Genomic DNA, 26,073 nt, shown 5'->3' on the forward strand with positions numbered 1-26,073 from the left:
GGCTTTGTCGCGGCGTGACGCTTGCAGTGCGCCACCCACTGTATATAATCCCAGTCACTGTATAAAAAGACAGAGCGACCCGCCATGTTGAAACTGACGCCACGCCAAGCCGAAATCCTGGCCTTCATCAAACGTTGCCTCGAAGATAACGGCTTCCCGCCCACCCGTGCGGAAATCGCTCAAGAGCTGGGCTTCAAGTCGCCTAACGCCGCAGAAGAGCACCTCAAGGCCCTGGCTCGCAAGGGGGCCATCGAAATGACCCCGGGCGCGTCACGCGGCATCCGCATTCCTGGCCTCGAGGCCAAGGCCGAAGAAGCCGGTCTGCCGATCATCGGCCGCGTCGCCGCGGGTGCCCCCATTCTCGCCGAGCAGCACATCGAGCAATCCTGCAACATCAATCCGGCCTTTTTCCATCCACAAGCCGACTACTTGCTGCGCGTGCACGGCATGAGCATGAAGGATGTCGGCATCCTCGACGGCGACCTGCTGGCGGTACACACCTGTCGCGAGGCCCGCAACGGCCAGATCGTGGTCGCCCGCATCGGTGATGAAGTCACCGTCAAGCGATTCAAGCGCGAGGGCAGCAAGGTGTGGCTGCTGGCCGAGAACCCGGAATTCGCCCCCATCGAAGTCGACCTGAAAGAGCAGGAGCTGGTGATCGAGGGCTTGAGCGTCGGCGTCATTCGCCGCTGAACCAGGAGGCGTCATGCAGCAGTTCATCCAAGCACCCCAGCAGGTCCAGCTTCCACTGTTCGAAGCCTTCCTGGCACAACCTGTCCTGCCGGGGCTCAAGACCCAGAGGCCGGCCCCCAAGAGCAGCGAGCCAGAGCTGTTCAGCGAACTGACCCTGCGCGGAGCTACCGAGCACTGCCAGGGCCTGTTGGCCCCCGTGCTGCGCGAGCTGAGCGAAGAGGAAGATGCACGCTGGCTGACCCTGATCGCACCACCAGCCAGCCTGACCCAGGCCTGGCTGCGCGATGCCGGACTCAACCGCGAACGGATTTTGCTGCTGCACCCCCGTGGTACCCAAAGCGCGTTGCAACTGGCGCGTGAAGCCCTGCGCCTGGGCCGCAGCCACACCGTGGTCACCTGGCTGGGCAACATCAACGCTAGCAGCCGCCAGCAACTTACCCTTGCCGCCACTGCCGGAAATGCACAAAGCCTGAACATCCGCCTTGGCTGATGTTCAGGCTTTGTCTGTAACGCCAGGATTGAAACCCTGGCATTGAATGCTCAGTGCAGTACGCGTGGCCCTTCGTCACGCTCGAGCTCGCCTTCCATCAGCCGCCCGGCCATCTGCACACCCACGCTCAACATGGCCTTGGCCACTTCCACGTGCTGGTTCTGCAGGAACACCTTGGCGTCCTCCGAAAATTCCAACGTTACCAGCGAGCCTTCGTCCTCGGCACGACGCAGTTCGATTCGGCCATCCGGCAACTCGACAATTTCCAGAAACGACGTTGACATATAGGGCTGTTCTCCACGAAAGACCGCTAGTGTACCAGCCGCGGCCAGGATCAGCACTCACTCAACGCGTCACGGAAACGTCTCACCAGGCCCTTGAGGTCGCTACGCCACCGCTCCAGCTCTTCGCGGGACAACGCCGGAGCCTCGACAGCATCGAGATTGACGGCCTGGATCAGGGGCTGGGTGACGTCGGTTTTAGCCGTTTTCCTGGCGACCGGCGGTCGGAACAAATCGGCATAAGCGGCAAGCATTTGCGCCAGCCAGGTTTCCCGCTGACGGGCCAGCTCGAGCAATTCCGCGACCTCGGGGATGGCGATGTCGTTCAAGGCGTCGTCGGCCAACATCTGCTCAACACTGCCGGCAACCGGCAAGCGGTAAAAACCGCCTATCTCATGGCACAGCCCCAACAGGGCGCCGTAGAGGTGGAACAGCGACGATTCCCGCTCAGCTTGGACCAGGCCTTGGGCATTCATGGCCTGACTTTGCTCGGCCTTGGCCATGGATTCAAGGGCGAGGCCGGCGAAGAACAGTTTCTGGTTGGTACGGGTGTAGAGTTCCTGGGCCATTTCGGTGCTCTCCCATGAGGCTGCAAGGCGAATAGCTGCATCATAATTGACATCCTCCCCGCCCTAAAGGACGGGAATTCCTACAGGTAGACGGCCATGCCCGACCGCGAGAATGTTCCTCGCCGCGTTAATGTCGCGGTCGTGAGTGACACCACACTCACAAGTCCATTCTCTTATTCCAAGGCCGGTCCTACCTTTCGGACTACTGGGCGGGAGTGCGCCGCAATGCGAACAGGCTTGGGTGGTGTACGCTTCGTTGACTTCACGAAAAACGATGCCTGCGCTATCGCACTTGTAAGACAGCATCGTTTTCAACATGCCCCAACCGGCGTCGTGCACCGACTTGGCCATTTGGGTCTTAGCCAACGCTTTGGGCTTGACGTTGCCAACAACGATCAGCCCGCACCGCTGCACAAGCGCGGTGCTGAAATTCGTTCAGGTAATTCCAGGCAGTGTTAACCGACCGCGCCCACGCGCGCAGAACGGGCGCATGCCTGTCCTTGATGCGCAATTGGAGGGTTTTGGTGGCTTTCACTCTGGATTGGCCTTTATCCATATTGTTCAGCAAAATAGCGCGTTTACCCTGGCTTTTTCAAGGTTGGTCTAGTGGAGAATTCATTGCGTGTTATTTCCCGGAATTGATGCAACCAGCCTGACAGGGGAATGCGTTATGGTCGGCGTCGTATTTCGCCGGCAGCGTAGGCGGTACGCCATTGGACGTGGTTCGGCGCCACATCGAGCAGCAAGACAGGCCGGCGTGAGGGCGCGCAGTTCGCACGCCTCGCTATTCCTCCCCGCACTAAAGTACGGGGTATCTCGCGGAGAAAATCGATGATTAGGGCCGCAAAGCGGCCCTAATCACGACACTGAACGATCAGCGTTTGTCTTCGACTTTCCAGGCATTGCCGTCGTAGAAGGCCTTCCAACCGGTCGGCTTGCCATCGACCTCGGACTGCACGTACTGCTCCTTGGTCTTGCGGCTGTAGCGAATCACCGCTGGCCTGCCATCCGGATCTTTCTGCGGCGCATCGCAGAGGAAGTGGTACTTTGGATCGATCTCATGCTTGTGCGGCAGGATTTCGAGCACCAACGGCGCACGGGTCTCGCGGTTTTTCGGGAACTGGCTGGCAGCCAGGAACAGTCCCGATGCGCCGTCACGCAGCACATAGGTGTCGTCCACCTTCTCGCACTTGAGCTCAGGCATGTCCACCTTGTCCATCTTCGGTGGCGCCGCCTCGCCGCTCTTGAGCAACTTGCGGGTGTTCTTGCACGCCGGATTGGTGCAACCGAAGAACTTGCCAAAGCGGCCCGTCTTCAGCTGCATCTCGCTGCCGCACTTGTCACACTCCAGGCTAGGCCCTTCGTAGCCTTTGATGCGGTAGCTGCCTTCCTCGATCTCGTAACCCGGGCAGTCGGGGTTATTCCCGCAGATGTGCAGCTTGTGCTTCTCGTCCAGCAGGTAGGCGTCCATGGCCGTGGCGCAGATCGGGCAGCGGTGCTTGCCGCGCAGTACGCGCGATTCCGATTCGCCCTCGTCGTCGGCAGCGATTTCATCGCCTGGCACCAGGTTGACGGTGGCCTTGCAACGTTCCTTCGGCGGCAGGCTATAGCCGGAGCAGCCGAGGAACACGCCGGTGGAGGCGGTGCGGATCATCATCGGACGACCGCATTCCTTGCACGCAATGTTGGTCATGGTCGGCTGGTTGGCACGCATGCCGTTCTCCGCCGACTCGGCAGTCTGCAGCTTCTGGCTGAAGTCGCCGTAGAACTCGTCGAGTACGTTCTTCCAGTCACGCTCGCCCTGGGCCACGTCGTCGAGGTTCTCTTCCATGCCGGCGGTGAAGCCGTAGTCCATCAGGTTGGAGAAACTCTCGGACAAGCGCTCGGTGACGATATCGCCCATCTTCTCGGAGTAGAAGCGGCGGTTGTGCAGGGTCACGTAGCCACGGTCCTGGATAGTGGAAATGATCGCGGCGTAGGTCGATGGACGACCGATACCACGTTTTTCCATTTCCTTGACCAGGCTCGCCTCGGTGAAGCGTGCCGGCGGCTTGGTGAAATGCTGGCTCGGATCGAGCTGGATCAGCTTGAGCACCTCACCCTGGGCCATTTCCGGCAGCACGTCGTCTTCACCCGGCTTGCTCTGCTGGGGCAGCACACGGGTGTAACCGTCGAACTTGAGGATACGGCCCTTGGCGCGCAGCTCGAAATTGCCGGCAGCGACCGTGACACTGGTCGACAGGTATTGCGCGGGCGGCATCTGGCAGGCCAGGAACTGACGCCAGATCAGCTCGTACAGGCGCTCGGCGTCGCGCTCCATGCCACTGAGCTTGGTCGGGTGGGTGTTGACGTCGGATGGGCGAATCGCCTCGTGCGCCTCCTGGGCACCCTCCTTGCTGCCATACACCACCGGTGCGTCCGGCAGATACTGCTTGCCGAACTCGCGCTCGATATAGCCGCGGGCCATGTCCAGGGCATCGACCGACAGGTTGGTGGAGTCGGTACGCATGTAAGTGATGTAGCCGGCTTCGTACAGACGCTGGGCCATCATCATGGTCTTCTTCACGCCGAAGCCCAGCCGGTTGCTCGCCGCCTGTTGCAGAGTGGACGTGATGAACGGCGCCGAGGGCTTGCTGCTGGTCGGGCGGTCTTCGCGCTTGACCACGCTGTAGCTCGACGCCTTCAACTGCTCCAGGGCTGCCATGGCCTGGGCTTCGTTGAGCGGCTTGAACGCCTCGCCGTTGTGCCGGGCCACCTCGAAACGCACCTTGGCGTCCTTGGCAGTGCCCAGGTCGGCATGCACTTCCCAGTATTCTTCGGGAATGAAGGCACGGATTTCGCGCTCACGCTCCACCACCAGCTTCACGGCCACCGACTGCACGCGACCGGCCGACAGGCCACGGGCGATCTTGGCCCACAGCAACGGCGAAACCATGTAGCCGACCACGCGATCGAGGAAACGGCGCGCCTGCTGGGCGTTGACCCGATCGATGTCCAGCTCGCCCGGTTGGGAGAAGGCATCCTGGATGGCCTTCTTGGTGATCTCGTTGAATACCACGCGCTTGTAGCGGGTGTCATCGCCGCCGATAGCTTCGCGCAGGTGCCAGGCAATGGCCTCCCCTTCGCGGTCCAAGTCGGTTGCGAGATAGATGGTGTCGGCATCCTTGGCCAGGCGGCGCAATTCTTCGATCACCTTTTCCTTGCCGGGAAGGATCTCGTACTTGGCCTTCCAGCCATGGTCCGGATCGACGCCCATGCGCGCCACCAGCTGGCGGCGGGCCTTTTCCTTCGGCGACAGCGCCGGGGCCTCACCCGCGGCCTTGCCACGCTTGGCGGCTGGCTCTTTGCTTGCGCTGGCCGAACCGCTGGTGGGGAGGTCTCGGATATGGCCGATACTCGACTTCACCACGTACTGGTTGCCCAGGTACTTGTTGATGGTCTTGGCCTTGGCCGGGGATTCCACAATGACCAGCGATTTGCCCATGGATCGGAGTATTCCTGAATCTGAAGATGAAAAACGCGTCAGGTGCCGGACGCGGCACCGCTATATATAGTGGTGAAACTGTGAGGTCAAGTTCGGTCGACTATTCGCCGGCTTTCACCGACAGTGCCGGCAACCCCTCTTCGGCCTTGACCAAAGCAAAGCGTGGCACCTGCTCGCCGTCAACCTCGACCGACTCCTGGAACATCGCGAGAGGCCGAACCCAGAACCCGTAATCACCATACAGGCATTGGTAGAAAACCATCCACTCTTCGCTTTCGGAATGCCGCGCGACACTGAAGACACGGTACTCAGGCCCTTTGTAGTGACGGTATACGCCTGGTTGTATCTGCATGTCGCCTGTCCTCTTGAAACAAAACCTGTAGAAAAACAAAAACCGGGGCACTAGGCCCCGGTCGCTGTCCCGCGACGCGATCAGACGCGTTCGAAGACAGTGGTGATGCCTTGGCCCAGGCCCACGCACATGGTGGCGATACCCAGGGTGCCGCCGTTCTGCTTCATGACGTTGAGCAGGGTGCCGGAAATCCGTGCCCCAGAGCAACCGAACGGGTGACCCAAGGCAATGGCGCCGCCGTGCAGGTTAACCTTCTCATCCATCTTGTCGAGCACTTTCAGATCCTTGAGCACTGGCAGGGCCTGTGCGGCAAAGGCTTCATTGAGCTCGATGAAGTCGATGTCGGCCATGGTCAGGCCGGCACGCTTGAGGGCTTTCTGGGTCGACGGCACCGGGCCATAGCCCATGATCGCCGGGTCGACGCCGGCCACCGCCATGGCGCGAATGACCGCCAGCGGCTGGATACCGAGGTCCATGGCACGTTGGCCGGACATGACGATCATGCACGAGGCGCCATCGGTGATCTGCGACGAGGTACCGGCAGTGACGGTGCCACCCTTGGGGTTGAACGCCGGCTTGAGCGACGCCAGTCCCTCGAGGGTGGTTTCCGGGCGAATGGTCTCGTCGAAATCGAAGACCTTCAGGAAGCCGTTCTCGTCGTAGCCCTGCATCGGGATGATTTCATCCTTGAACTTGCCTTCGACCGTGGCCTTGTGCGCCAACTGGTGCGAACGCAGGCCGAACAGGTCTTGCTGCTCGCGGGTGATGCCGTGCATCTTGCCGAGCATCTCGGCGGTCAGGCCCATCATCCCGGAAGCCTTGGCGGCATGCAAGGACAGGTGCGGGTTGGGATCGACGCCATGCATCATGCTGACGTGTCCCATGTGCTCGACGCCGCCGATGACGAACACATCGCCGTTGCCGGTCATGATCGCCTGGGCAGCGGTGTGCAGCGCGCTCATCGACGAGCCGCACAGGCGGCTGACGGTCTGCGCCGCCGAGGTGTGCGGAATCGGCGTCATCAGCGAAGCCATGCGGGCGATGTTCCAGCCCTGCTCCAGGGTCTGGTTGACGCAGCCCCAGATCACGTCTTCGACTTCTTTTGGATCGACCTTGTCATTGCGCTTGAGCAACTCGGTGATCAGATGCGCGGACATATCTTCAGCGCGGGTATTGCGGTGCATGCCACCCTTGGAGCGGCCCATCGGCGTGCGACCGAAGTCGACAATCACCACGTCTCTTGGATTCAGGCTCATATCAATAATCTCGCTCTAGCTCGTTGGCCACTCAGTTGAAGAAGCGCTGGCCGTTCTTGGCCATTTCACGCAGCTTCGCGGTCGGGTGGTACAGCGGGCCCAGGTCGGCGTACTGGTCGGCCAGGGCGACGAACTCGGCCACCCCGATCGAATCGATGTAGCGCAGCGCGCCACCGCGGAACGGAGGGAAACCAATGCCGTAGACCAGGCCCATGTCCGCCTCTGCGGCGGTTTCGACGATGCCGTCTTCCAGGCAGCGCACGGTCTCCAGGCACAGCGGGATCATCATCCAGTTGATGATGTCTTCGTCGCTCACTTCACGCTGCTCACCCAGGATCGGCTTGAGCACGTCGAGCACGGTGGCGTCGAAGACTTTCTTCGGCTTGCCGCGCTTGTCGGTCTCGTAGGCATAGAAGCCCTTGCCGTTCTTCTGACCCAGGCGGTTGGCCTCGTACAGGGCATCGACGGCCGAGCGCTGCTCGTCCTTCATGCGGTCCGGGAAGCCTTCGGCCATGACGTCGCGGCCATGGTGGCCGGTGTCGATGCCGACCACGTCCATCAGGTAGGCCGGGCCCATGGGCCAGCCGAACTTCTCCATGACCTTGTCGATACGCACGAAGTCGACGCCAGCGCTCACCAGCTTGGCGAAGCCGCCGAAGTACGGGAACAGCACGCGGTTGACCAGGAAGCCCGGGCAGTCATTGACCACGATCGGGTTCTTGCCCATCTTCTTGGCGTAGGCCACGGTGGTGGCAACGGCCACTTCACTGGACTTCTCGCCACGGATGACTTCCACCAACGGCATCATGTGCACCGGGTTGAAGAAGTGCATGCCGACGAAGTTTTCCGGACGCTTGAGCGCCTTGGCCAGCAGACTGATGGAAATGGTCGAGGTGTTGGAGGCGAGGATCGCGTCCTCCTTGACCTGGCCTTCCACTTCCGCCAGCACCGCTTGCTTGACCTTCGGATTCTCGACCACGGCCTCGACCACGATGTCGACATTGCCGAAGTCGCCATAGGACAGGGTCGGTCGAATGGCGTTGAGCGCCTCGGCCATCTTCACCGGGGTCAGACGGCCTTTTTCGACGCGCTTGCCAAGCAGCTTGGAGGCCTCGTTCAGACCCAGCTGGATGGCTTCTTCGCGGATGTCCTTCATCAGGATCGGAGTGCCTTTGACCGCCGACTGGTAGGCGATACCACCGCCCATGATGCCGGCGCCGAGCACGGCAGCCTGCTTGACGTCGTGGGCGATCTGGTCGTGCGCCTTGGCTTTGCGCTTGAGCTCCTGGTCATTGAGGAACAGACCGACCAGGCTTTCGGCGACCGAAGTCTTGGCCAGCTTGGCAAAACCGGCTGCTTCGACTTCCAGCGCCTTGTCGCGACCGAAGTTGGCGGCCTTCTGGATCGACTTGATGGCCTCGACCGGCGCCGGATAGTTCGGCCCCGCCTGACCGGCAACGAAACCTTTGGCGGTTTCGAAGGCCATCATCTGCTCGATGGCGTTGAGCTTGAGCTTTTCCAGCTTCGGCTGACGCTTGGCCTTGTAGTCCAGCTCACCGGAAATGGCGCGCTTGATCAGGTCCAGAGCGGCAGCCGAGAGCAGCTCGGGGGCCACCACGGCATCCACGGCGCCGACCTTCAAGGCATCTTCGGCGCGGTTCTCTTTACCGGCGGCAATCCACTCGATGGCGTTGTCCGAACCGATCAGGCGCGGCAGGCGAACGGTACCGCCGAAGCCTGGGTAGATACCCAGCTTGACTTCCGGCAGGCCGATCTTGGCATTGCTGGACATCACCCGGTAGTCGGCCGCCAGGCACATCTCCAGGCCACCGCCCAGGGCGATGCCGTTGATGGCGGCAACGGTCGGCACCTCGAGGTCTTCGAAGGCATTGAAGATGCGGTTGGCTTCCAGGTTGCCGGCAACCAATTCAGCTTCGGGCAGCTTGAAGTTGTCGACGAACTCGGTGATGTCGGCGCCGACGATGAATACGTCCTTGCCGCTGCTGACGATCACGCCTTTGATCGAGGCGTCGGCCTTGATGGCGTCGACCGCCTGGCGCAGTTCGTCCAGGGTCAGGCGATTGAACTTGTTGACGGACTCACCCTTGAGGTCGAACTTCAGTTCGACGATGCCGCTTTCAAGAGCCTTAACCGTGATGGCTTTACCTTCGTAAATCATCAACTGATCTCCACGATATGGAAGCTGAACTGTACACGCCGATCGCTGATGGCCAAGTCGACCTTGCGGCCCTTGCCCCAAGCTCACCCATCGGCGCGATAGTCGGGATTCTGTACGAGCGGTGTGACATACAAACGCTCAATTCATACGCCCGTTTGATTTGGGTGTGCACACATTCTCCGAAAAGATCCGCGTTGTCAAATGCTCAGAATCAGGCTGAGGACGCGACTTTCCGGTCACGCTAGCGAATAAAGGTAGTACGCATGATGACGGTGATCGTTGGCCATTCATGGCAACAATCGGACGTATTTTCGCAGCAGCGAGTGCGATGGATGGTGCCGAGTGGGAATTAGCGGCTATAGTGTGGGTGCTGTCCGGCCTGCCTGGCCTTATCGAGGTAGATGCGGAGGTGGTTTGCCACCTCCGCATTTTTTATGCGAGGGTTTCGAAGGCGTGGGCAATATCCTGCAACACAGATTTTTCGCCGCGTTCGCTCCAGTACAGGGCAATCATGCGCTTGTCGGCCTCGACCTTGTAGACGGTCTCGGGCAGCCGGGAAAACACCTCGGCCAGGCGCGCGTCGTCGCACACCTCACGCCACTGGTTGCACCACACACCGGGGCTGACCTGCCAGTAGCACCAGCAGTCTTCATGACCCCGACGCCGCGCCCGATGGTACTGCGGGCAAGGGCTCGGCGGCTCACGCTCCAGCCAGTGCGGCCACTGCTGGGGGGCCAACTGCATGGCCAGGCCCATGCGCCGCGCTTCCAGGCGCAAGGTCATCTGCTCGCCCTGCTTGCGCGACAGGCGCAGCCAGGAAAGCGGGCTGAGAATCAGCGCAAGGATTGACACAACCAGCCATACCGTCATATCTGTAGATCCCATAAAGCGTTGCAAATGAGCAGGTTACTCATCTTTCACGGAAGACCTGCCATAAAGCGACCATACTTCTACTATCGCGATTGTCAGGAGTACTGCTCATGTCCTACGAACATCTTCTGGTCGCCGTCGACCTTACCGAAGAGTGCGACCCGGTGATCAAGCGTGCCATGAAGCTGGCCGAACCCACGGGGGCCAAAGTCTCGCTGGTGCATATCGTCGAACCGATGGCCATGGCCTTTGGCGGGGACGTGCCAATGGACCTCTCGCAACTGCAGCAGCAGCAGTTCGACCAGGCCAAGGAGCGCATGGACCGCTTGTTCAATAAATATCCTGAAATCAACCGCGGCGATTCGCATTTGACCTACGGGCAGCCGCGCCAGGAAATCCACCAACTGGCCAAGGACCAGAAGTGCGACCTGATCGTGGTCGGCAGCCATGGCCGACATGGCCTGGCCTTGCTGCTGGGCTCCACCGCCAACGACGTGCTGCATGGCGCGCCGTGCGATGTCTTGGCAGTGCGGTTGCAGAAGAAGGAATGATGTAGGCTGCAGCGGCCTCTTCGCGGGACAAGCCCGCTCCCACAGAGCATTGCGGTGCGCCTGTGGGAGCGGGCTTGTCCCGCGAAGAGGCCGTTACAGATCAAACACGCATCAGCCTTCCAGCTCAGCCCAGCGCTCGACCAGCACATCCAGCTCGCCCTGCAGCTTCTCCAGCTGCGCCAGCACCGCCGACGTCTCCTCGATCGGACGCTGATAGAAGCCCGACGCATTGACCTCTTCCTGGACTTCAGCCATCCGCTGTTCCAGTTCGTCGATCTGACCCGGCAACATCTCCAACTCACGCTGCAGCTTGTAGCTCAGCTTCTTCTTCGATGCATCGGCCGTTGCGGCAACGGGAGCCGGCGCAGACTCGGCCGCCTGTTTTTCCACCACGGCACTGTTGAGCTCGGACTTGCCGCCCTTGCTCTCGGTCACGCCCAATAGCTTCGGCGAGCCGCCCTGACGAATCCAGTCCTCGTAGCCACCCACATATTCGCGCACCTTGCCCTGCCCTTCGAAGACCAGGGTGCTGGTGACCACGTTGTCGAGGAAGGCCCGGTCGTGGCTGACCATCAGCACGGTGCCCTTGTAGTTGCACAACACTTCTTCGAGCAGTTCGAGGGTCTCGACGTCCAGATCGTTGGTCGGTTCGTCGAGCACCAGCAGGTTGGCCGGCTTGCTGAACAGCTTGGCCAGCAGCAGGCGCGCACGCTCGCCTCCGGACAGGGCCTTGACCGGCGTCCGGGCCCGCTGCGGGCTGAACAGGAAATCGCCGAGGTAGCTCAGTACATGGCGGTTCTGACCGTCGATCTCGATGAAGTCCCGACCTTCGGCCAGGTTGTCGATCACGGTTTTCTCCAGGTCCAGCTGGTGACGCATCTGGTCGAAATAGGCGACTTCCAGCTTGGTGCCGCGCTCTACCTTGCCCGCAGTGGGCTCCAGATCACCGAGCATCAGCTTGAGCAAGGTGGTCTTGCCGGTACCGTTGGCACCGAGCAGGCCGATGCGGTCCTGACGCTGCAGAACCATGGAGAAATCCTTCACCAGCATCGGGCCGTCGGCATGGGCGAAACTGACGTTCTCCAGCACCATGACCTGCTTGCCGGACTTTTCCGCCGCCTCGATCTGGATATTGGCCTTGCCCTGACGTTCACGGCGCTCGCTGCGCTCGACCCGCAGCGCCTTGAGCGCACGCACGCGGCCTTCGTTGCGGGTGCGGCGGGCCTTGATCCCCTGGCGGATCCACACTTCCTCCTGCGCCAGGCGCTTGTCGAACAGCGCGTTGGCGGTTTCCTCGGCCGCCAGCGCAGCCTCCTTGTGCACCAGGAAGCTGGCGTAGTCACCGTTCCAGTCGATCAGGCCGCCGCGGTCGAGTTCGAGGATGCGCGTGGCCAGGTTCTGCAGGAACGAACGGTCGTGGGTGATGAACAGCACCGCACCGTTGAAGGTGCTCAGCGCCTCCTCGAGCCAGGCAATGGCACCGATGTCCAGGTGGTTGGTCGGTTCGTCGAGCAGCAACAGGTCCGGCTCGGAAACCAGCGCCTGGGCCAGCAGCACACGCCGCCGCCAGCCACCGGAGAGCTCGGCGAGCGTCTTGTCGGCAGGCAGTTGCAGGCGGCTGAGGGTGCTTTCCACCACCTGCTGCAGGCGCCAGCCGTCACGGGCTTCGAGCTCGTGCTGAACGTGCATGAGTTTTTCCAGGTCTTCGTCACCCTGGATGTTCTGGCTCAGGTGGTGGTATTCGGCGAGCAAGGCACCGACGCCATCGAGGCCCTCGGCCACCACGTCGAACACGCTGCGCTCGTCGGCCACCGGCAACTCCTGAGGCAGCTCGCCGATCTTCAGACCGGGGGCGCGCCAGATCTCGCCGTCGTCGCCCTTCTGCTCGCCCTTGACCAGGCGCAGCATGCTCGACTTGCCAGTACCGTTGCGGCCGATGATGCACACCCGCTCGCCACGGGCGATCTGCCAGGATACTTTGTCCAGCAGCGGCATTGCGCCGAATGCGAGGGACACATCGCTGAATTTGAGCAGGGTCATGTTCGTCTCCAGAAAGCGGGGGCGCATTCTACCTGACTTGGGCCTGCACGGCATCAGCCCGTCGGCCAAGAGCGAGCTTTACGACGCCTGGTCGGGGTAAATGCCTTGATACAAGCACAGTGCTTTCACCCACTACCGGCAACCGGCTAAGCTAAGACCAATCGCTTCCAACAGTGCTGGCTCAGCCGTCACTTCCCCATGGTTCAACTGCCCGGACGTATCATGCGCAGCCGCCTGTTACAGATTGCTTCATGCCTGCTGCTCACCGCCGCCACCGCGAGTGCGGCGCAAGCCACCGACCTAGCCCAGCAACGCCAGCTCTATGACGAGGCCAAGCGTGCCTTGGCCAAAGGCGACAAGGGCCCCTACCTGCGCAACGCCCAGGCGCTGCGCGATTACCCGCTGACCCCGTACCTGGCCTACGATGAGCTGACCGCTCGACTTAAAAGCGCCAGCAACCAGGAGATCGAAGCCTTCCTGGCCAAGCACGGTGACCTGCCCCAGGCCAACTGGATGAAACTGCGCTGGTTGCGCTGGCTGGCCGAGCGCGGCGAATGGGACACCTTCCGTCGCTACTACGACCCCAAGCTCAACTTCACCGAACTCGACTGCCTGAACGGCCAGTACGAGTTGAGCCACGGCCTGCGCGCCGAAGGTTTCGCCACTGCGGAGAAGGCCTGGAACGTGGGCAAGTCGCAGCCCGCCACCTGCGACACGCTGTTCGGCATGTGGGCCGCCGAAGGTCAACTCACCGAGGCCAAGCGTTGGCAGCGCGCCAAGCTGGCCGCCCAGGCACGCAACTACAGCCTAGCCAACAGCCTGGTCAAGACGCTACCCACACTCGGTGCCCAAGGCCGGTTGCTGGTGGACGTCGCGCAGAAGCCCCAACTGCTCGATCAGCCATCGCGTTTCGTACCTGCCAACGAGGCGATGTCCGACGTGGTCAGCCTCGGTCTGCGCCGCCTGGCCCGCCAGGACCCGGACCGGGCCATGGCACTGCTCGACGACTACGCCCGGCGCATGCATTTCTCGGCTGAAGAAAAGGTCGCCATCGCCCGGGAAATCGGGCTCACTCTGGCCCGCCGCTACGATCCCCGCGCCCTCGATCTGATGACCCGCTATGACCCACAGCTGAGGGACAATACCGTCAGCGAATGGCGTCTGCGTCTACTGCTGCGCCTGGGTCGCTGGGAAGAGGCCTACGAGCTGACCAAGCGCCTGCCGCAGGACCTCGCCGAAAGCAGCCGCTGGAAGTATTGGCAGGCCCGCAGCCTGGAGTTGGCCCAGCCGAACAATCCGCAGATCCCGCTGCTGTACAAGACCGTGGCCCGCGAGCGCGACTTCTATGGCTTCCTCGCCGCCGATCGGGCGCAGACACCGTATCAGCTCAACAACCGTCCGCTGGCGCTGAGCCCGCAATTGGTGAACAAGGTGCGCAACACCCCTGGCATCCAGCGCGCCCTGGAATTCCATGCCCGCGGCCAGATCGTCGATGGCCGTCGTGAGTGGTATCACGTGAGCCGGCACTTCACCCGCGACGAAATGGTCGCACAGGCGCGCCTGGCCTACGAGTTGCGCTGGTACTTCCCCGCCATCCGCACCATCAGCCAGGCCAAGTACTGGGATGATCTGGACATCCGCTTCCCGATGGCCCACCGCGACACCCTGGTGCGCGAAGCCAAGGTCCGTGGATTGCATTCGAGTTGGGTCTTCGCCATCACCCGCCAGGAAAGCGCCTTCATGGAAGACGCCCGCTCCCCGGTCGGCGCCAGCGGCCTGATGCAGCTCATGCCGGCCACGGCCAAGGAGACCGCTCGCAAGTTCAGCATTCCACTGGCCTCGCCCGCACAAGTGCTCAACCCGGACAAGAACATCCAGCTCGGCGCTGCCTACCTGAGTCAGGTGCACAGCCAGTTCAACGGCAACCGGGTGCTCGCCTCGGCAGCCTATAACGCCGGGCCTGGGCGCGTGCGGCAGTGGCTGCGCGGCGCCAAGCACCTGAGCTTCGACGTGTGGGTCGAATCGATCCCATTCGACGAGACCCGCCAATACGTGCAGAACGTGTTGTCCTACTCGGTCATCTATGGCCAGAAGCTCAACGCGCCCCAGCCGCTGGTGGACTGGCACGAGCGGTATTTCGACGACATGTGAGGCCAGACCCTGGCACCGCCTGATGAACGGAGCGGCGTTGCGACCCATCGGCAACGCACGTCGCTCCCCCAACCACCGCGCTACTCCAGGATCTCCACGGGCATTCCCACCTCCAGCACGCCGCTGCCATCGACCGCCAGGTTCTGCCCGAACAACACATCGCCCTCTTTCTCGCGGAATGTCTTGAGCGTCGTCAAAGGTTCCCGGTCGGCACTGCGCTCGCCGGTCGCCGGGTCCAGCGTGGTCAGGATGCAACGCACACTGGGTTTGAGCAGGCGAAACTGCAGTGCGCCGATGCGTATCCGCTTCCAGCCATCTTCGGCGAACGGTCCTGCTCCCTGCACCACCAGGTTCGGTCGGAAACGCAGCATCTGCATTGGCCGACCAATGCGCCGGTTCAGTTCATCCAGCGAGCCCTGGCCGATCAGCAACAAGGGAAAGCCGTCGGGAAACGCCGCACGGTCGCTGTTCAGGCCATAACCATTGGGCAGGTAACGCGCCCGGGGTTCGGGGCAATACACCAGGCGCACCGGTTTGCCCAGCAACTGGCTGAGCCAGTCCGCGGCCGCATCGCCCGCATCGGGCACACGCAGCGTGTCACGCCAAATGGTCACGCCCCGCAGGTTGTCGTCAGCCTCCGGCACGGCCACCTCAAGAAGGGTGTGGCCGGAGGCCTGCAGCAGCAACTGCCCCGCTTCACCGTAGCCTGCCTGGATGCGCCCCAGTTGCGGCCAGGCGCGCTGGGTCAGGAAGCGTCCGTTGTCTGCCTCCACCACCATCCAGCGCCGATCGCCCTGCAAACCCAGATGATCCACTGCCGATGCTGGCAGAGACTGCCCCTGCCCCGACTTCACCGGATACCGATACAACTCGCTGAGATACATCCCCACTGGCCTCGTACCATCGTAAAACGTCCAGCTTATACCTGGACGCAACGATCACCCAGCGGTGGTATCCAGTTGCAGGCGCTGCTTGACCACCTCCACCAGGCGATCCGGCTGGAACTTGGAGAGGAAGTTGTCACAACCGACCTTCTTCACCATCGACTCGTTGAAGCTGCCCGACAGCGACGTGTGCAGCACCACGTAGAGGCGACGCAGTCGTGGGTCGTTACGTATCTCGGTGGTCAGGCGATAGCCGTCCATTTCCGGCATTTCGGCGTCGGTGAACACCATCAGCAGCTTTTCGCAGACATCTTCGCCGGCATCGGCCCAGGCCTTGAGCATGCGCAACGCCTTGAGACCGTCGCTGGCCACATGCAGCTTCATCCCCAACTGCGACAGCGTATCGCGCAACTGCGCCAGGGCGACGTTGGAATCGTCCACCAGCAATACCTCGCAGCCACGGGCACGGGCAAGCACTGGATCGGACAGTTTGTCGCTCGAAACCCGCGCGTTGTAGGGCACGATTTCGGCCAGGACTTTCTCCACATCGATCACCTCCACCAGTTGGTCATCGACCTTGGTGATGGCGGTCAGGTAATGCTGGCGTCCGGCGCTGGTGGGCGGCGGCATGATGGCATCCCAGTTCATGTTGACGATGCGGTCGACGCCCCCCACCAGGAAGGCTTGCACCGAGCGGTTATACTCGGCGACGATGATCGTGCTGCCTGGTCCCGGTTGCAGGGGGCGCATGCCAATCGCCTGGGACAGGTCGATCACTGGCAGGGTCTGGCCACGCAGGTTGACCACGCCACAGACGTAGGCATGGCGCTGCGGCATCAGGGTAAGCTTGGGCAGTTGCAGCACTTCCTGGACCTTGAACACGTTGATCGCGAACAACTGGCGCCCGGCCAGGCGGAACATCAGGATTTCCAGGCGGTTCTCACCTACCAGTTGCGTGCGTTGGTCTACCGTGTCGAGAATGCCAGCCATTGGAAAGCCTCCAGGCTTTTGTCGGAAAAGGTGAGTTCATCGGCCTTGTATCGGCGGCTTCGCGCCCAGCTTGACCCCCCGGTAAAATTGCTACGAAGCCGATTGATATCACTTTACCATCATGCTTTACTTCGGACACTCAGTCAGCTCCGCTTCACCTTGCCACCCCTAGACTCCTATCAGGGAAACCCCTAGAGGCAATCGGGCGCAACCTGATGTTCGCGATATCCTTTAGCCATTAATGTGACGCCATTCTCATTGCATGAATGGAGTCAGGCTTTTGCTAGCAATCGTTTTCGCGTGGCACTTCATCGCTCCCGCCCACCGTGCTGGAGTCACATGATGGATACCCCACCCTTGAACAGCGGCGCCCTGCAGGAATTCCTGCTGGACGCGCAGGTATTGCTGACGCAGTCCCAGGAATGCTTGCACCACCTGGAACTGATCGACAACGATCCTGATGCTTGCCAATGCCTGCACAGTGCCCTCGAGACCCTCGCCCGTCGCGCCAATGACCTACGTCTGGTCGAAGTCGCCCACTACGCTGCCGGCCTTCAATTGCTACTGGCTCCGGCATGCCACCAGCAGCGTCTGCTGCCCGAGGCCCTGCCTGCGGTGGAGGCGTGTCTGACCCTTCTGGCCTGGCAACTGGAGCTGGTGGATGTTCACACAGGGCGCTTGAACCTCGACGCCAGTGAGCAAACCGATCTGTTGACCGACCTCGCCTGCGTGCTCGGCCAGCCCTTGCCCAATGCTTGCTCGGCCTGCCGCACCGAGGGCAACTTGTGCGCTCATCCACTCCCTTATCCATCGAATACCAGCTTCCCAGGCGCGCCCAATCGACCGCACTAGAGGCGGCGGTAAAGTGCAACTAAGCGCAGACGCCCTTATGAATTCCGGGGCCCCAGGGAAGTTCAGCAAGTTGTATCGCCGCGCGTCTTGCGCAGGCAACGAAGTTGAACTTGGCATGCCCCGAGTAGTAGCACTTAGCCATCCAGCGCGAACCGAAAAACGGCAGAATCGCCCCGCAAATCCAGAGGTTTCCAGCACCGAGCCAGCCGCGACCAAATCAACTTGAAGTGTTACCATACGCGCCGGCAAATCCGCGTAGCGCCCATGTAGGGGCAACTTCCATCACACTCGCGATTCGCTCGTAAGCACGACGCCAAGCCTCTGGTTAGACATGCACAAGGCCTCCATCAGCAAGACTTCAGTGGCTTCCCTATCTATGTTCCCACGCTTGAAGATCCCTCTGCGTCGCTGCTCCCGCACTGCCCTGCTGCGCTGGACGACGAGCATGCTGTGCGTAGCCTCCCTGGCCGCCAACCTGGCCGTGTGCATGGCAGGGCAAGCGTTGCCGGCGAGCTTGATCGCCCTGCAATTGGTCGCCACGCTCGGCGTTGCCTGGCACCTGCGCCGCTGGGCGCGCTCGATCAACCTGCATCCGGCCGAACTCGCCGACCGCATGCTCAAGGTCCAGGAAAACGAACGCCAGCGGCTGAGCCGTGAACTTCACGACGACATCGGCCAGTCACTCACTGCCGCCAAGCTGCAGTTGCAGTGGTTGCAGCGCCGTCTGCCGAACGAGCTTCAAGGTCAATGCGATACCTTGCGCAGCACGCTGGAAACCACCCTGAGCAACGTGCGTGACGTGTCCGCCCTGCTCAATCCCCGTCAGCTGGCGAGCCTTGGCCTGGAGGCCAGCCTGCGTGCGCACCTGCTGCGGACCCTGGACCGCAGCGACCTGAACTGGAGCCTGGAATGCCAGCAACGCCTGGGGGGGATTTCCGAAGAGGTGGCGATGGCCGCCTACCGCATCACCCAGGAAGCGGTGACCAATGTGCTACGCCACGCGCAGGCGCACAACCTGATCATACGGCTGCAACGCAGCCCGGCCGGCCTTGCATTGCTGATCCAGGACGACGGCCGCGGTTTCGTCCCGGCCGCCGACCCTGCCACCGCCGGCCAGCGTGGCATGGCCGGCATGCAGGAGCGTGCCACCGCATTGCAGGGCCAGTTGAACATCACCAGCCAGCTCGGCCTCGGCACCCGGATCGATGTCTTGTTCCCATGGCCACCCCGCACCCACGAACGCGCCAGGACCCCTGTTTACAATGACCTGTAGATTGTTGCTGGTGGACGACCACTCGCTGATACGTGCCGGGGTACGCGCCCTGGTGTCAGACATCCCGGGCTATACCGTGGTCGGGGAGGCCGACGATGGTGACCAGCTTCTGGAGCAGGTGCGCGACCTGGTGCCGGATATCGTCCTGCTGGACATCTCGATGCGCTCGACCAGCGGGCTGGATGCCCTGACCCAGCTGCGCGCCGAGGGCAATGCTTGCAAAGTGCTGATCCTGTCGATGCACACCGACCCGGACCTGATCATGAGGGCCTTGGAAAGCGGCGCCCATGGCTATCTGCTCAAAGACACCACCGCCACCGAACTGGAACAGGCCTTGACCGCCCTGCGCGCCGGCGAGCGCTACCTCAGTCCGGCCATCGCCCACACCGTGATCAACCAGGCCCTGATGCGTGCCCAGACCGGCAAGCACCCCAATGCCAATCGCCACAACCTCACCGCGCGCCAGTTGGAGATCCTGCGGCTGATCGTGCGGGGCAAATCCACCCGCGAGATCGCCCAGGGCCTGGGCCTGTCGATCAAGACCGTGGAGACTCACCGCTCGCAGATCATGAAACGCCTGCAGATCTATGACGTGGCGGGCCTGGTGCTGTTCGCGGTACGCGAGAAGATCATCAGCCTGGATGACTGAGCAGCGGCGAATCGGCAGGCAAGTGTACACGCAAGGCACCGGGTAGCGCCGAGAAGCGCAGGCTGCTGGCTTGCAGCGGCTCGCCGTCGAGGTTGATATCCAACCCCTGAGAACTCTTGATCTCCACCCAGGCCAGGCGCGCGCGCACGAACAGCCCATCCCCGGCCAGCAGGTCGCGTAACGCCCCTACCACGTCCTGGGGGGCGGGCAAGATGGCGATATCCAACAGGCCGTCGTCAGCCACCGCATCCGGGCACAACACCTGCCCACCACCGGCCTGGCGACCATTGCCGATACCCAGGGCAAGCAACTGTCCCTGCCAATGGAAGTCTTCGCCCTGCAGCTCCACCTCCGCCGGTTGCAGCTCGCTGAAGCGACTCAGGCCGGTGAACAGGTAGGCCGCCCCGCCAAGCACTTTCTTCAGGTCTTCGGAAGTATTGGCCGTCACCTGACTGCCGAATCCGCCGGTTGCCATATTCAGGAACAACTGTTCGCCGACCTGCCCCAGGTCCACTGCGCGCGCCGGCCGCTCCAACAAGGCCAGGGCGGCGGCAGGCTCCAACGGCACGCCCGCGGCGCGGGCAAAATCGTTGGCGGTACCCAGCGGCAACAGCGCCAGGCTCGCGTCGGTACGGGCCAGGCCCATCGCTTCGGCCACGTCGCGCAACGTGCCATCGCCGCCGCCGGCCACGATGCGCTCATAACCGGCGGCCAGCGCTTCGCCCACCAGTCGCTGGGCATCCCCCGCTTCCCAGGTCACTCGCACGTCGATCGCGCTACCGCGCTCGCGCAGGGCGCCGACCGCTTCGCGCACGTCATCGTTGGCGGCCTGCTTGCCATGCAGGATCAACATCGTCTTGGGCCCTTGCATCGCGCTACTCCGTGAATAGATCCGTTTGAGAGGTTCAACCCGTATTCCGACCACAGGCACACGCACAATGCTGCACGCCCAAGGTAAAGCGTTGATCGTCGGTCGCTGGGCGAACGCCACATCGTGGGCTTTACTGTTAGCTAAGGACGCGCCCCGGCAGCAGCCAATGGCTGGCTCACCGATGGGCGCGTTTTTTATCCGTGGCCGTCAGCGAGGATTTCCGGTCATGCGCATACTCTGGACCCTTCCCTACCTGCCCTGGCCGACCACCAGCGGCAGCAAGACCCGGCAATATCACCTGCTGCGCGCACTGGCCCAGCATGGCCATCGCATCACTTTGCTGGCGCAATCGAAGGTGCCGCTCGGCGACGCCGCACGCGACGCCCTCGAACCGTTGCTCGAACGCCTGATCGTGTTGCCCAGGCGAGCTGTGCATAGCCCACTCAACCTGCTCGCCTCACCCATCATCGACTACCCCATGCGTGTCATCATCAACGGCCTGGCGCCCTGCCTGCGGCACCAGTTCGAACAGTTGCTGGACGAACCCTGGGACATCATCCAGATCGAGCATAGCTACAGTTTCCAGCCATTCGAGAAAGCGCTGCAGGCACGCGGCCTGCCCTACCTGCTGAGCGAACACACCCTCGAATCGGTGATGGGCGGCGCCAGCCACGACCGCCTGCCGTTATGGCTGCGACCGCTCAACGCGTTCGACCGCTGGCGCTACCGGCGCTGGGAGCAGCGGGTGTTGCGCCAGCCCACCGAAGTGGTGGCCGTCAGCGCCCATGATGCCGAACTGATCAGTCAGATCGCGCAGCGCCCGGTCAATGTGGTGGTCAACGGTGTCGATTGCGACTACTACCAGGCTGTACGACCGGCGCTGCATAGCCAGCGGCTGCTGTTCGTCGGCGATTTCGAATGTGCGGCCAACCTCGAAGCGATCGAATGGGCCCTCGAGGACATCCTGCCGCAGGTCTGGATGAGCAATCCGGCGGTGCGCCTGGCCATCGCCGGGCATGCCTTGCCCACCAGTTGGAAGCGCCACTGGAACGACCCTCGAATCGAATGGGTCGGCTACCGCCCCGACTTGCGCGAGCTGCAGCGGCGCGCAGCGATCTTCTTCGCCCCGTTGCGCTATGCCGGTGGCTCGAAGGTCAAGATTCTCGAAGCCATGGCCGCCGGATTACCAGTGATCAGCAGTAGCAAAGGCGTGTCGGGGCTTGCCTTGAACAACGGCGAGCACTACCTGGGGGGCGACGACAGTGGGCAGTTGGCATTGTTGATCACGCAGCTGCTCAACCAGCCCTGGCGCATGAGTCAGCTGAGCGAGGCAGGCCGGGCGTTCGCCCGTCAGCGCCACGACTGGAACGTGGTGGCCCAGCAACTGGAAACGGTACACATGCGCCTGAGTCAAGCGGCACCGGCCGGCGTCAACCAACCTGGTGGCGCTTGGCTAGGGCGATCAGCCAAGTAGCTCGCTGAAGGGAATGAACGGCACGCTGTCGCCAGGCTTCGGTGTGCTGCCTTCCCTGACTTCCACCAAGCCTTCGGCCCAGGCCGCACTGCGCAATACACCCGAACTCTGGTTCTTGTAGATGCGCACCTGGCCCTGCTCGATCCGCGCCCGCAGGTATTCACGCCGGGTACCCGCCTTGGGCCAGTCGAAGCCTGCCGGCATGTCGAAACGCAGCGGCGTGACGTCGGTCACGCCCTGGCGACGCAACAAGTAAGGGCGTGTGAGCAGGCCAAAGGTCACCAAGGTCGACGCCGGGTTACCTGGCAGGCCGATCACCGGCACCCCTTGGTAATGCCCGAAGGTCAGCGGTTTTCCGGGTTTGATCGCCAGCTTCCACAATGCCAGCTCGCCGGCTTCGCGCAGCGCAGCGCCGAGGAAATCGGCCTCACCGACCGAGACACCACCGGTGGACAGGATCAGGTCGACATCACCCAAGCCGCCCAGGCATTGCCGGGTGAGCGCCAGGTCATCCGGCAGGATGCCGGCGTCGACCACGTCGCACCCCAAGCGTTGCAGCCAGCTCACCAGCAGGCGCCGGTTGCTGTTGTAGATCTGCCCTGGTCCCAACGGCAAGCCGGGCTCCACCAGCTCGTCTCCGGTGGACAGCACCGCCACGCGCACCCGCCGCACCACGGTCAACTGGCCATGGCCGAGGGTCGCGGCAAGGCCCAGCTCGATTGGGCCAAGGCGTGTGCCTGCCAACATGACCTGCTCGCCCTTGCGCGTTTCCTGGCCCTGGGGGCGAACGTTCTGATCAGGCTTGAGCGGCTGCAGAAAGCGCACTCGGCCGTCTTCGAGCGATTCGGTGTTCTCCTGCATTTCGACGCAGTCGGCACCCTCCGGCAACGGTGCGCCGGTGAAGATCCGGGCGCAGGTCCCTGGCTGCAGGGGTTGCGGTGCGTGACCGGCGAAAATGCGCTGACTCACAGGCAACGGCTCGCCGGCAAGATCGGCCAGACGCAAGGCGTAACCGTCCATGGCGCTGTTGGGCCATGGCGGCAAGTCGAGCCCGGCGATCAGATCCTCGGCCAGCACGCGGCCCTCGGCAGCGGCCAGGGGGACTACCTCGGTACTGGTGATCGGCGCCGCCTCGGCCAACGCCAGCAGGCGCTTCAGGGCGTCTTCCACGGCCATCAGCGGGCCCGGCTGCCCGCCGTCAACCACGGCTTTCACAGGCCGCTGCCTGCTTCAGGTGAGCGACGAAGTTGCACGGACGGTGACGGGCATCGAGCTGCTCGGCGAGAATGCCGTCCCAGCCGGTACGTACTGCATTGGTCGAGCCGGGCAGGCAGCAGACCAAGGTGCCGTTGGCCAAGCCGGCCAATGCACGGGATTGCACGGTCGAGGTGCCGATGTCGGCCACGGAGATCTGCCGGAACAACTCACCGAAGCCCTCGACCTGTTTGTCCAGCAGACAGGTCACCGCCTCAGGGGTGCTGTCGCGGCCAGTGAAGCCGGTACCGCCGGTAATCAGCACGACCTGCACCTGGTCGTCGGCGATCCAGGTGGCGACCTGAGCGCGGATCTTGTACAGGTCGTCCTTGAGCAGCACGCGTGCCGCCAACTGGTGACCGGCTGCGGTCAGGCGGTCGACGAACATCTGGCCGGACGTGTCGGTCTCGAAGGTACGGGTGTCGCTGACCGTGAGCACGGCGATGTTCAGCGCCACGAAGGGGGTATCTGCCTTGGCTTTCATGGGGTTCCGTCGCAAGGGGAAGAAGATGCGCCTGTTATATCACAGCAGGCTGCGGCCAACTGCGCCGTTGTTTCCGGTCAATGCCAGCGGATTGACGCTATGCTGAACTGTGCATGGAACTTGCTCGGACGCACTGCGTCTTACAGTCATCGGTATCAACGCATTGGAGAAACACAATGATTCAACGGACGCTTCCCGCTTTCCTGCTCGCCCTGGGCCTCGGCGCCCTCGCCGGCTGCGCCTCGCCGACCGTGATCACCCTGAACGACGGCCGCGAGATTCAGGCAGTGGATACGCCCACCTTCGACGAGGACTCGGGCTTCTATGAATTCGAGCAACTGGACGGCAAGCGCACGCGCTTGAACAAGGACCAGATCCGTACCGTCAAAGAGCTGTGATAGAGCGTCCCGATTTGCAAATGCCCTTTTAACAACAAGGGCTTGCGCGCGAAAAAAGGATGCAGTAGGATTTTGTTCATCGGAGTGTAGCGCAGCCAGGTAGCGCGTCTCGTTCGGGACGAGAAGGCCGCAGGTTCGAATCCTGTCTCTCCGACCAAATCCTCAAAAAGCCCGCCTTGTGCGGGCTTTTTCGTGCCTCGGGAAAGTCGCTGCTGCCGGGCCCGATCCCTAGGCGCCAGACAGCGTCCCGCAGAACGGCTCGCTCAGGCCGTCAACCGCGACGTCACTTCGCCCAACTGGCCCGACAAGCCATGCAAACGCTGCCCGGCCTGCTCGGTGTGCTGCACCGCTTTTTGGTTGGCAGTAGCGATGCGGGTGATCTCGACCAGGTTGCGCGAAATGTCCTCGGCGACGCTGGTCTGCTCTTCGGCGGCCGTGGCGATCTGCCGGTTCATGTCACGGATCGCCTCCACGGCCAGGGTGATGCGCTGCAACATCTGCCCGGCATGCTGCACTTGCTCGGCGCCCTGCTCGCTGCGCTGCTGGCCGCTTTCGATGGCCTTGACCGCCTCGACCGCGCCGGACTGCACCGCGTCGATGATCTGATGAATTTCAGCGATCGATGCCGCAGTCCGCTGCGCCAGGCTACGCACCTCGTCGGCGACGACGGCGAAGCCGCGCCCTGCCTCACCGGCGCGCGCGGCCTCGATGGCGGCGTTGAGCGCCAGCAGGTTGGTCTGCTCGGCGATGCCGCGGATGACCTCCAATACCTTGCCGATCCGGGTACTGTCGGCTTCCAGGTCCCGAATCACCGCCGCGGTGCCGGCGATTTCCTGGTTGACCGCGCCAATGATGTCGATGGTCTGCTGCATCACCTGCTCACCGGCCTGAGCACTGTGGTCGGCATCATCGGCGGCCCGCGCCGCCTCGGCCGCGTGGCGCGCCACTTCCTGCGCCGTGGCGGACATCTCGTGCATGGCGGTGGCGACTTGGTCGGTGCGCTGGAACTGGTCCTGGGTGCCACGGGCCATGTCGCTGGCGATGCTGCTGAGCTGGCCGCTGGCGCCTTCGAGCTCCTGGGCGTTGTCCTTGAGCCGGCCGACCGTGTCGGCGAGGAAGTCGCGCAGGGTATTGGCCGCACGCGCCAGGCGCCCGAGTTCGTCCTCACGGCGTCCGTCGACGTGGGCGGCAAAACGGCCCTGGCTCAGTTGCGCAACGTACTCGATCAACTGGCGGATTGGCGCGATCAGGCTGCGGTTGACCAGCCACAGGCTGAACAACCCGACCAGCACCGCCGAGGCGAGCATCACCAGCAGGCCCATCCACACGGTACGCTCGGCACTGGCGCTGATGCTGGCCGCCCGACCACGGGATTCGCTGCGTAGCTGTTCGACCAGCGCGCTCATCTGGTCACTCGCGGCACGGTCGACGCCTTTTACCGCCAGGTCACCCGCAACGGGGTCGCCACCGGCAGCGAGGAAAGCCTGGCGCCCTTTCTCATACGCCTGACCAAGCTGCCGGTGGCTGTCACGCAACTCCCGCAGTGGCGCTTCCAGCTCGCCGTTGCCATTGCTGGCGATCAGTTGCTCCAGCAGTTGCTGGACCTGCTGTTCCCGGGCTTGGAACTGTTGCCAGTACTTGTCGAGATCCCCAGGGTTGCGTCCACGCAACAACACGTTCTTCCACTCCTGCACCTGGATCTTGAACTGCAGGTTGGCTTCGTCGATCAGTTGCGACGCCCGGAGAGGGCCATCGACCAGCTCGGCATAGCCGCGCACGCTGGAGGACAGGAACTGGAAGCACACCAGGGCGATCAGCAGCATCGCTATCAGGCTGCCACCGAGCAGACTGAGAATCTGGACTCTGAGGGATTTACGCAACATAGGATCTCGGGAACAAAGGAAAAGGAAAACGGTGCCGTCCAGGCAACGCAACAGACATCCATGTCCTCATGCCCAGGCCAAAAAAAAGCTGCCATCGTTCGATAGCAGCCAGGTCGAGCACGTACACAACAGCTGAGCCAGATAT

Annotated in this window: 23 protein-coding genes, 1 tRNA gene and 3 pseudogenes; 11 read left to right on the plus strand and 16 right to left on the minus strand. The window is 62.6% G+C overall.

The genetic code is table 11. From position 1 onward, the window contains the following. Window positions 1-84: 84 nt before the first annotated feature. Together lexA and sulA are read left to right on the plus strand one after the other, a co-directional pair. On the plus strand, window positions 85-693 hold the full coding sequence (gene lexA, locus E2H86_RS13720; protein ID WP_133328624.1) for a transcriptional repressor LexA: 609 nt from the start codon (window positions 85-87) through the stop codon (window positions 691-693). Between the two features lie 13 nt (window positions 694-706). Continuing rightward, entirely contained in the window at window positions 707-1,183 is a 477-nt protein-coding gene (gene sulA, locus E2H86_RS13725; RefSeq protein WP_133328626.1) for an SOS-induced cell division inhibitor SulA, read from the plus strand. 50 nt (window positions 1,184-1,233) lie between these two features. Here the strand turns inward: sulA and E2H86_RS13730 are convergent, their stop codons facing one another. The 3 genes and pseudogenes from E2H86_RS13730 to E2H86_RS13740 form a co-directional block, all read right to left on the minus strand. Next, window positions 1,234-1,467 carry a hypothetical protein gene (locus E2H86_RS13730; protein WP_133328628.1) on the minus strand — a complete coding sequence of 78 codons (234 nt, stop codon included), beginning with the start codon at window positions 1,465-1,467 and terminating at the stop codon, window positions 1,234-1,236. A gap of 50 nt (window positions 1,468-1,517) precedes the next feature. Next, window positions 1,518-2,033: a DUF6586 family protein gene (locus tag E2H86_RS13735; protein WP_133328630.1), complete on the minus strand. Its 516-nt coding sequence runs from the start codon at window positions 2,031-2,033 to the stop codon at window positions 1,518-1,520. A 63-nt stretch (window positions 2,034-2,096) separates the two neighbouring features. Continuing rightward, window positions 2,097-2,450: pseudogene (locus E2H86_RS13740) on the minus strand (RNA-guided endonuclease InsQ/TnpB family protein); the annotation flags it as partial. Window positions 2,451-2,704: 254 nt separating this feature from the next. Between E2H86_RS13740 and E2H86_RS26505 the strand changes: the two are divergent. Beyond that, window positions 2,705-2,794: pseudogene (locus tag E2H86_RS26505) on the plus strand (IS200/IS605 family transposase); the annotation flags it as partial. 113 nt (window positions 2,795-2,907) lie between these two features. Here E2H86_RS26505 and topA read toward each other — a convergent pair. From topA to E2H86_RS13770, 5 genes are all read right to left on the minus strand, one after another. After that, window positions 2,908-5,517 (minus strand): type I DNA topoisomerase, encoded by a 2,610-nt coding sequence (gene topA / locus E2H86_RS13750; RefSeq protein WP_133328632.1) that lies wholly within the window; start codon window positions 5,515-5,517, stop codon window positions 2,908-2,910. A 100-nt stretch (window positions 5,518-5,617) separates the two neighbouring features. Then, complete coding sequence (locus tag E2H86_RS13755) at window positions 5,618-5,869, minus strand: DUF1653 domain-containing protein (RefSeq protein ID WP_133328634.1); 252 nt, start codon at window positions 5,867-5,869, stop codon at window positions 5,618-5,620. Between the two features lie 80 nt (window positions 5,870-5,949). Continuing rightward, window positions 5,950-7,125, minus strand: a complete 1,176-nt coding sequence (fadA, locus tag E2H86_RS13760) for an acetyl-CoA C-acyltransferase FadA (RefSeq protein WP_133328636.1) — start codon at window positions 7,123-7,125, stop codon at window positions 5,950-5,952. A 31-nt stretch (window positions 7,126-7,156) separates the two neighbouring features. After that, window positions 7,157-9,304: a fatty acid oxidation complex subunit alpha FadB gene (fadB, locus tag E2H86_RS13765; RefSeq protein WP_133328638.1), complete on the minus strand. Its 2,148-nt coding sequence runs from the start codon at window positions 9,302-9,304 to the stop codon at window positions 7,157-7,159. A 432-nt stretch (window positions 9,305-9,736) separates the two neighbouring features. Then, a complete protein-coding gene (locus E2H86_RS13770) occupies window positions 9,737-10,174 on the minus strand; it encodes a hypothetical protein (protein WP_133328640.1) in 438 nt (145 codons plus the stop codon). A gap of 110 nt (window positions 10,175-10,284) precedes the next feature. On the opposite strand from E2H86_RS13770, the gene E2H86_RS13775 reads away from it, so the two are divergent. Next, on the plus strand, window positions 10,285-10,725 hold the full coding sequence (locus tag E2H86_RS13775; RefSeq protein WP_133328643.1) for a universal stress protein: 441 nt from the start codon (window positions 10,285-10,287) through the stop codon (window positions 10,723-10,725). Window positions 10,726-10,836: 111 nt separating this feature from the next. Here E2H86_RS13775 and E2H86_RS13780 read toward each other — a convergent pair whose 3' ends face one another. Beyond that, window positions 10,837-12,765, minus strand: coding sequence for an ATP-binding cassette domain-containing protein (locus tag E2H86_RS13780; RefSeq protein ID WP_133328645.1), 1,929 nt, complete (start codon window positions 12,763-12,765; stop codon window positions 10,837-10,839). Window positions 12,766-12,987: 222 nt separating this feature from the next. On the opposite strand from E2H86_RS13780, the gene E2H86_RS13785 reads away from it, so the two are divergent. Then, the gene (locus tag E2H86_RS13785) at window positions 12,988-14,916 is read left to right on the plus strand and encodes a transglycosylase SLT domain-containing protein (protein ID WP_133328647.1); all 1,929 of its coding nucleotides are present in this window, start codon (window positions 12,988-12,990) and stop codon (window positions 14,914-14,916) included. Window positions 14,917-14,996: 80 nt separating this feature from the next. On the opposite strand, the gene E2H86_RS13790 is transcribed toward E2H86_RS13785, so the two are convergent. Together E2H86_RS13790 and E2H86_RS13795 are read right to left on the minus strand one after the other, a co-directional pair. After that, window positions 14,997-15,800 (minus strand): MOSC domain-containing protein, encoded by an 804-nt coding sequence (locus tag E2H86_RS13790; RefSeq protein ID WP_133328924.1) that lies wholly within the window; start codon window positions 15,798-15,800, stop codon window positions 14,997-14,999. Window positions 15,801-15,854: 54 nt separating this feature from the next. Next, a complete protein-coding gene (locus E2H86_RS13795; protein WP_133328649.1) occupies window positions 15,855-16,790 on the minus strand; it encodes a chemotaxis protein CheV in 936 nt (311 codons plus the stop codon). 342 nt (window positions 16,791-17,132) lie between these two features. Here E2H86_RS13795 and E2H86_RS13800 point away from each other — a divergent pair, with 342 nt between their 5' ends. From E2H86_RS13800 to E2H86_RS13810, 3 genes are all read left to right on the plus strand, one after another. Further along, window positions 17,133-17,642 carry a histidine kinase gene (locus E2H86_RS13800; protein ID WP_133328651.1) on the plus strand — a complete coding sequence of 170 codons (510 nt, stop codon included), beginning with the start codon at window positions 17,133-17,135 and terminating at the stop codon, window positions 17,640-17,642. Window positions 17,643-18,018: 376 nt separating this feature from the next. Next, complete coding sequence (locus E2H86_RS13805) at window positions 18,019-18,915, plus strand: sensor histidine kinase (RefSeq protein ID WP_133328926.1); 897 nt, start codon at window positions 18,019-18,021, stop codon at window positions 18,913-18,915. Further along, window positions 18,905-19,564: a response regulator gene (locus E2H86_RS13810; RefSeq protein WP_133328653.1), complete on the plus strand. Its 660-nt coding sequence runs from the start codon at window positions 18,905-18,907 to the stop codon at window positions 19,562-19,564. The genes E2H86_RS13805 and E2H86_RS13810 overlap by 11 nt, the downstream gene beginning before the upstream one ends. Here the strand turns inward: E2H86_RS13810 and yegS are convergent. Further along, on the minus strand, window positions 19,548-20,435 hold the full coding sequence (gene yegS / locus E2H86_RS13815) for a lipid kinase YegS (protein WP_133328655.1): 888 nt from the start codon (window positions 20,433-20,435) through the stop codon (window positions 19,548-19,550). The genes E2H86_RS13810 and yegS overlap by 17 nt on opposite strands. Before the next feature lie 226 nt (window positions 20,436-20,661). On the opposite strand from yegS, the gene E2H86_RS13820 reads away from it, so the two are divergent. Then, window positions 20,662-21,909 carry a glycosyltransferase family 4 protein gene (locus E2H86_RS13820; RefSeq protein ID WP_133328657.1) on the plus strand — a complete coding sequence of 416 codons (1,248 nt, stop codon included), beginning with the start codon at window positions 20,662-20,664 and terminating at the stop codon, window positions 21,907-21,909. On the opposite strand, the gene E2H86_RS13825 is transcribed toward E2H86_RS13820, so the two are convergent. Beyond that, window positions 21,898-23,085: a molybdopterin molybdotransferase MoeA gene (locus tag E2H86_RS13825; protein WP_133328928.1), complete on the minus strand. Its 1,188-nt coding sequence runs from the start codon at window positions 23,083-23,085 to the stop codon at window positions 21,898-21,900. The two genes, E2H86_RS13820 and E2H86_RS13825, sit on opposite strands and share 12 nt — an antisense overlap. A gap of 22 nt (window positions 23,086-23,107) precedes the next feature. Continuing rightward, on the minus strand, window positions 23,108-23,647 hold the full coding sequence (gene moaB / locus E2H86_RS13830; protein WP_133328659.1) for a molybdenum cofactor biosynthesis protein B: 540 nt from the start codon (window positions 23,645-23,647) through the stop codon (window positions 23,108-23,110). A gap of 176 nt (window positions 23,648-23,823) precedes the next feature. On the opposite strand from moaB, the gene E2H86_RS13835 reads away from it, so the two are divergent. Both E2H86_RS13835 and E2H86_RS13840 read left to right on the plus strand, forming a co-directional pair. Beyond that, window positions 23,824-24,045 (plus strand): YgdI/YgdR family lipoprotein, encoded by a 222-nt coding sequence (locus tag E2H86_RS13835; RefSeq protein ID WP_133328661.1) that lies wholly within the window; start codon window positions 23,824-23,826, stop codon window positions 24,043-24,045. An 80-nt stretch (window positions 24,046-24,125) separates the two neighbouring features. Further along, window positions 24,126-24,202: transfer RNA gene (locus E2H86_RS13840), tRNA-Pro, on the plus strand. Between the two features lie 106 nt (window positions 24,203-24,308). Here the strand turns inward: E2H86_RS13840 and E2H86_RS26810 are convergent. After that, window positions 24,309-25,076: a methyl-accepting chemotaxis protein gene (locus tag E2H86_RS26810; RefSeq protein WP_439958286.1), complete on the minus strand. Its 768-nt coding sequence runs from the start codon at window positions 25,074-25,076 to the stop codon at window positions 24,309-24,311. Between the two features lie 165 nt (window positions 25,077-25,241). Continuing rightward, a pseudogene (locus tag E2H86_RS26815) lies at window positions 25,242-25,928 on the minus strand (methyl-accepting chemotaxis protein); the annotation flags it as partial. Window positions 25,929-26,073: the final 145 nt, after the last annotated feature.

The sequence above is a fragment of the Pseudomonas putida genome, from assembly GCF_004357765.1.
Classification (GTDB): domain Bacteria; phylum Pseudomonadota; class Gammaproteobacteria; order Pseudomonadales; family Pseudomonadaceae; genus Aquipseudomonas; species Aquipseudomonas putida_U.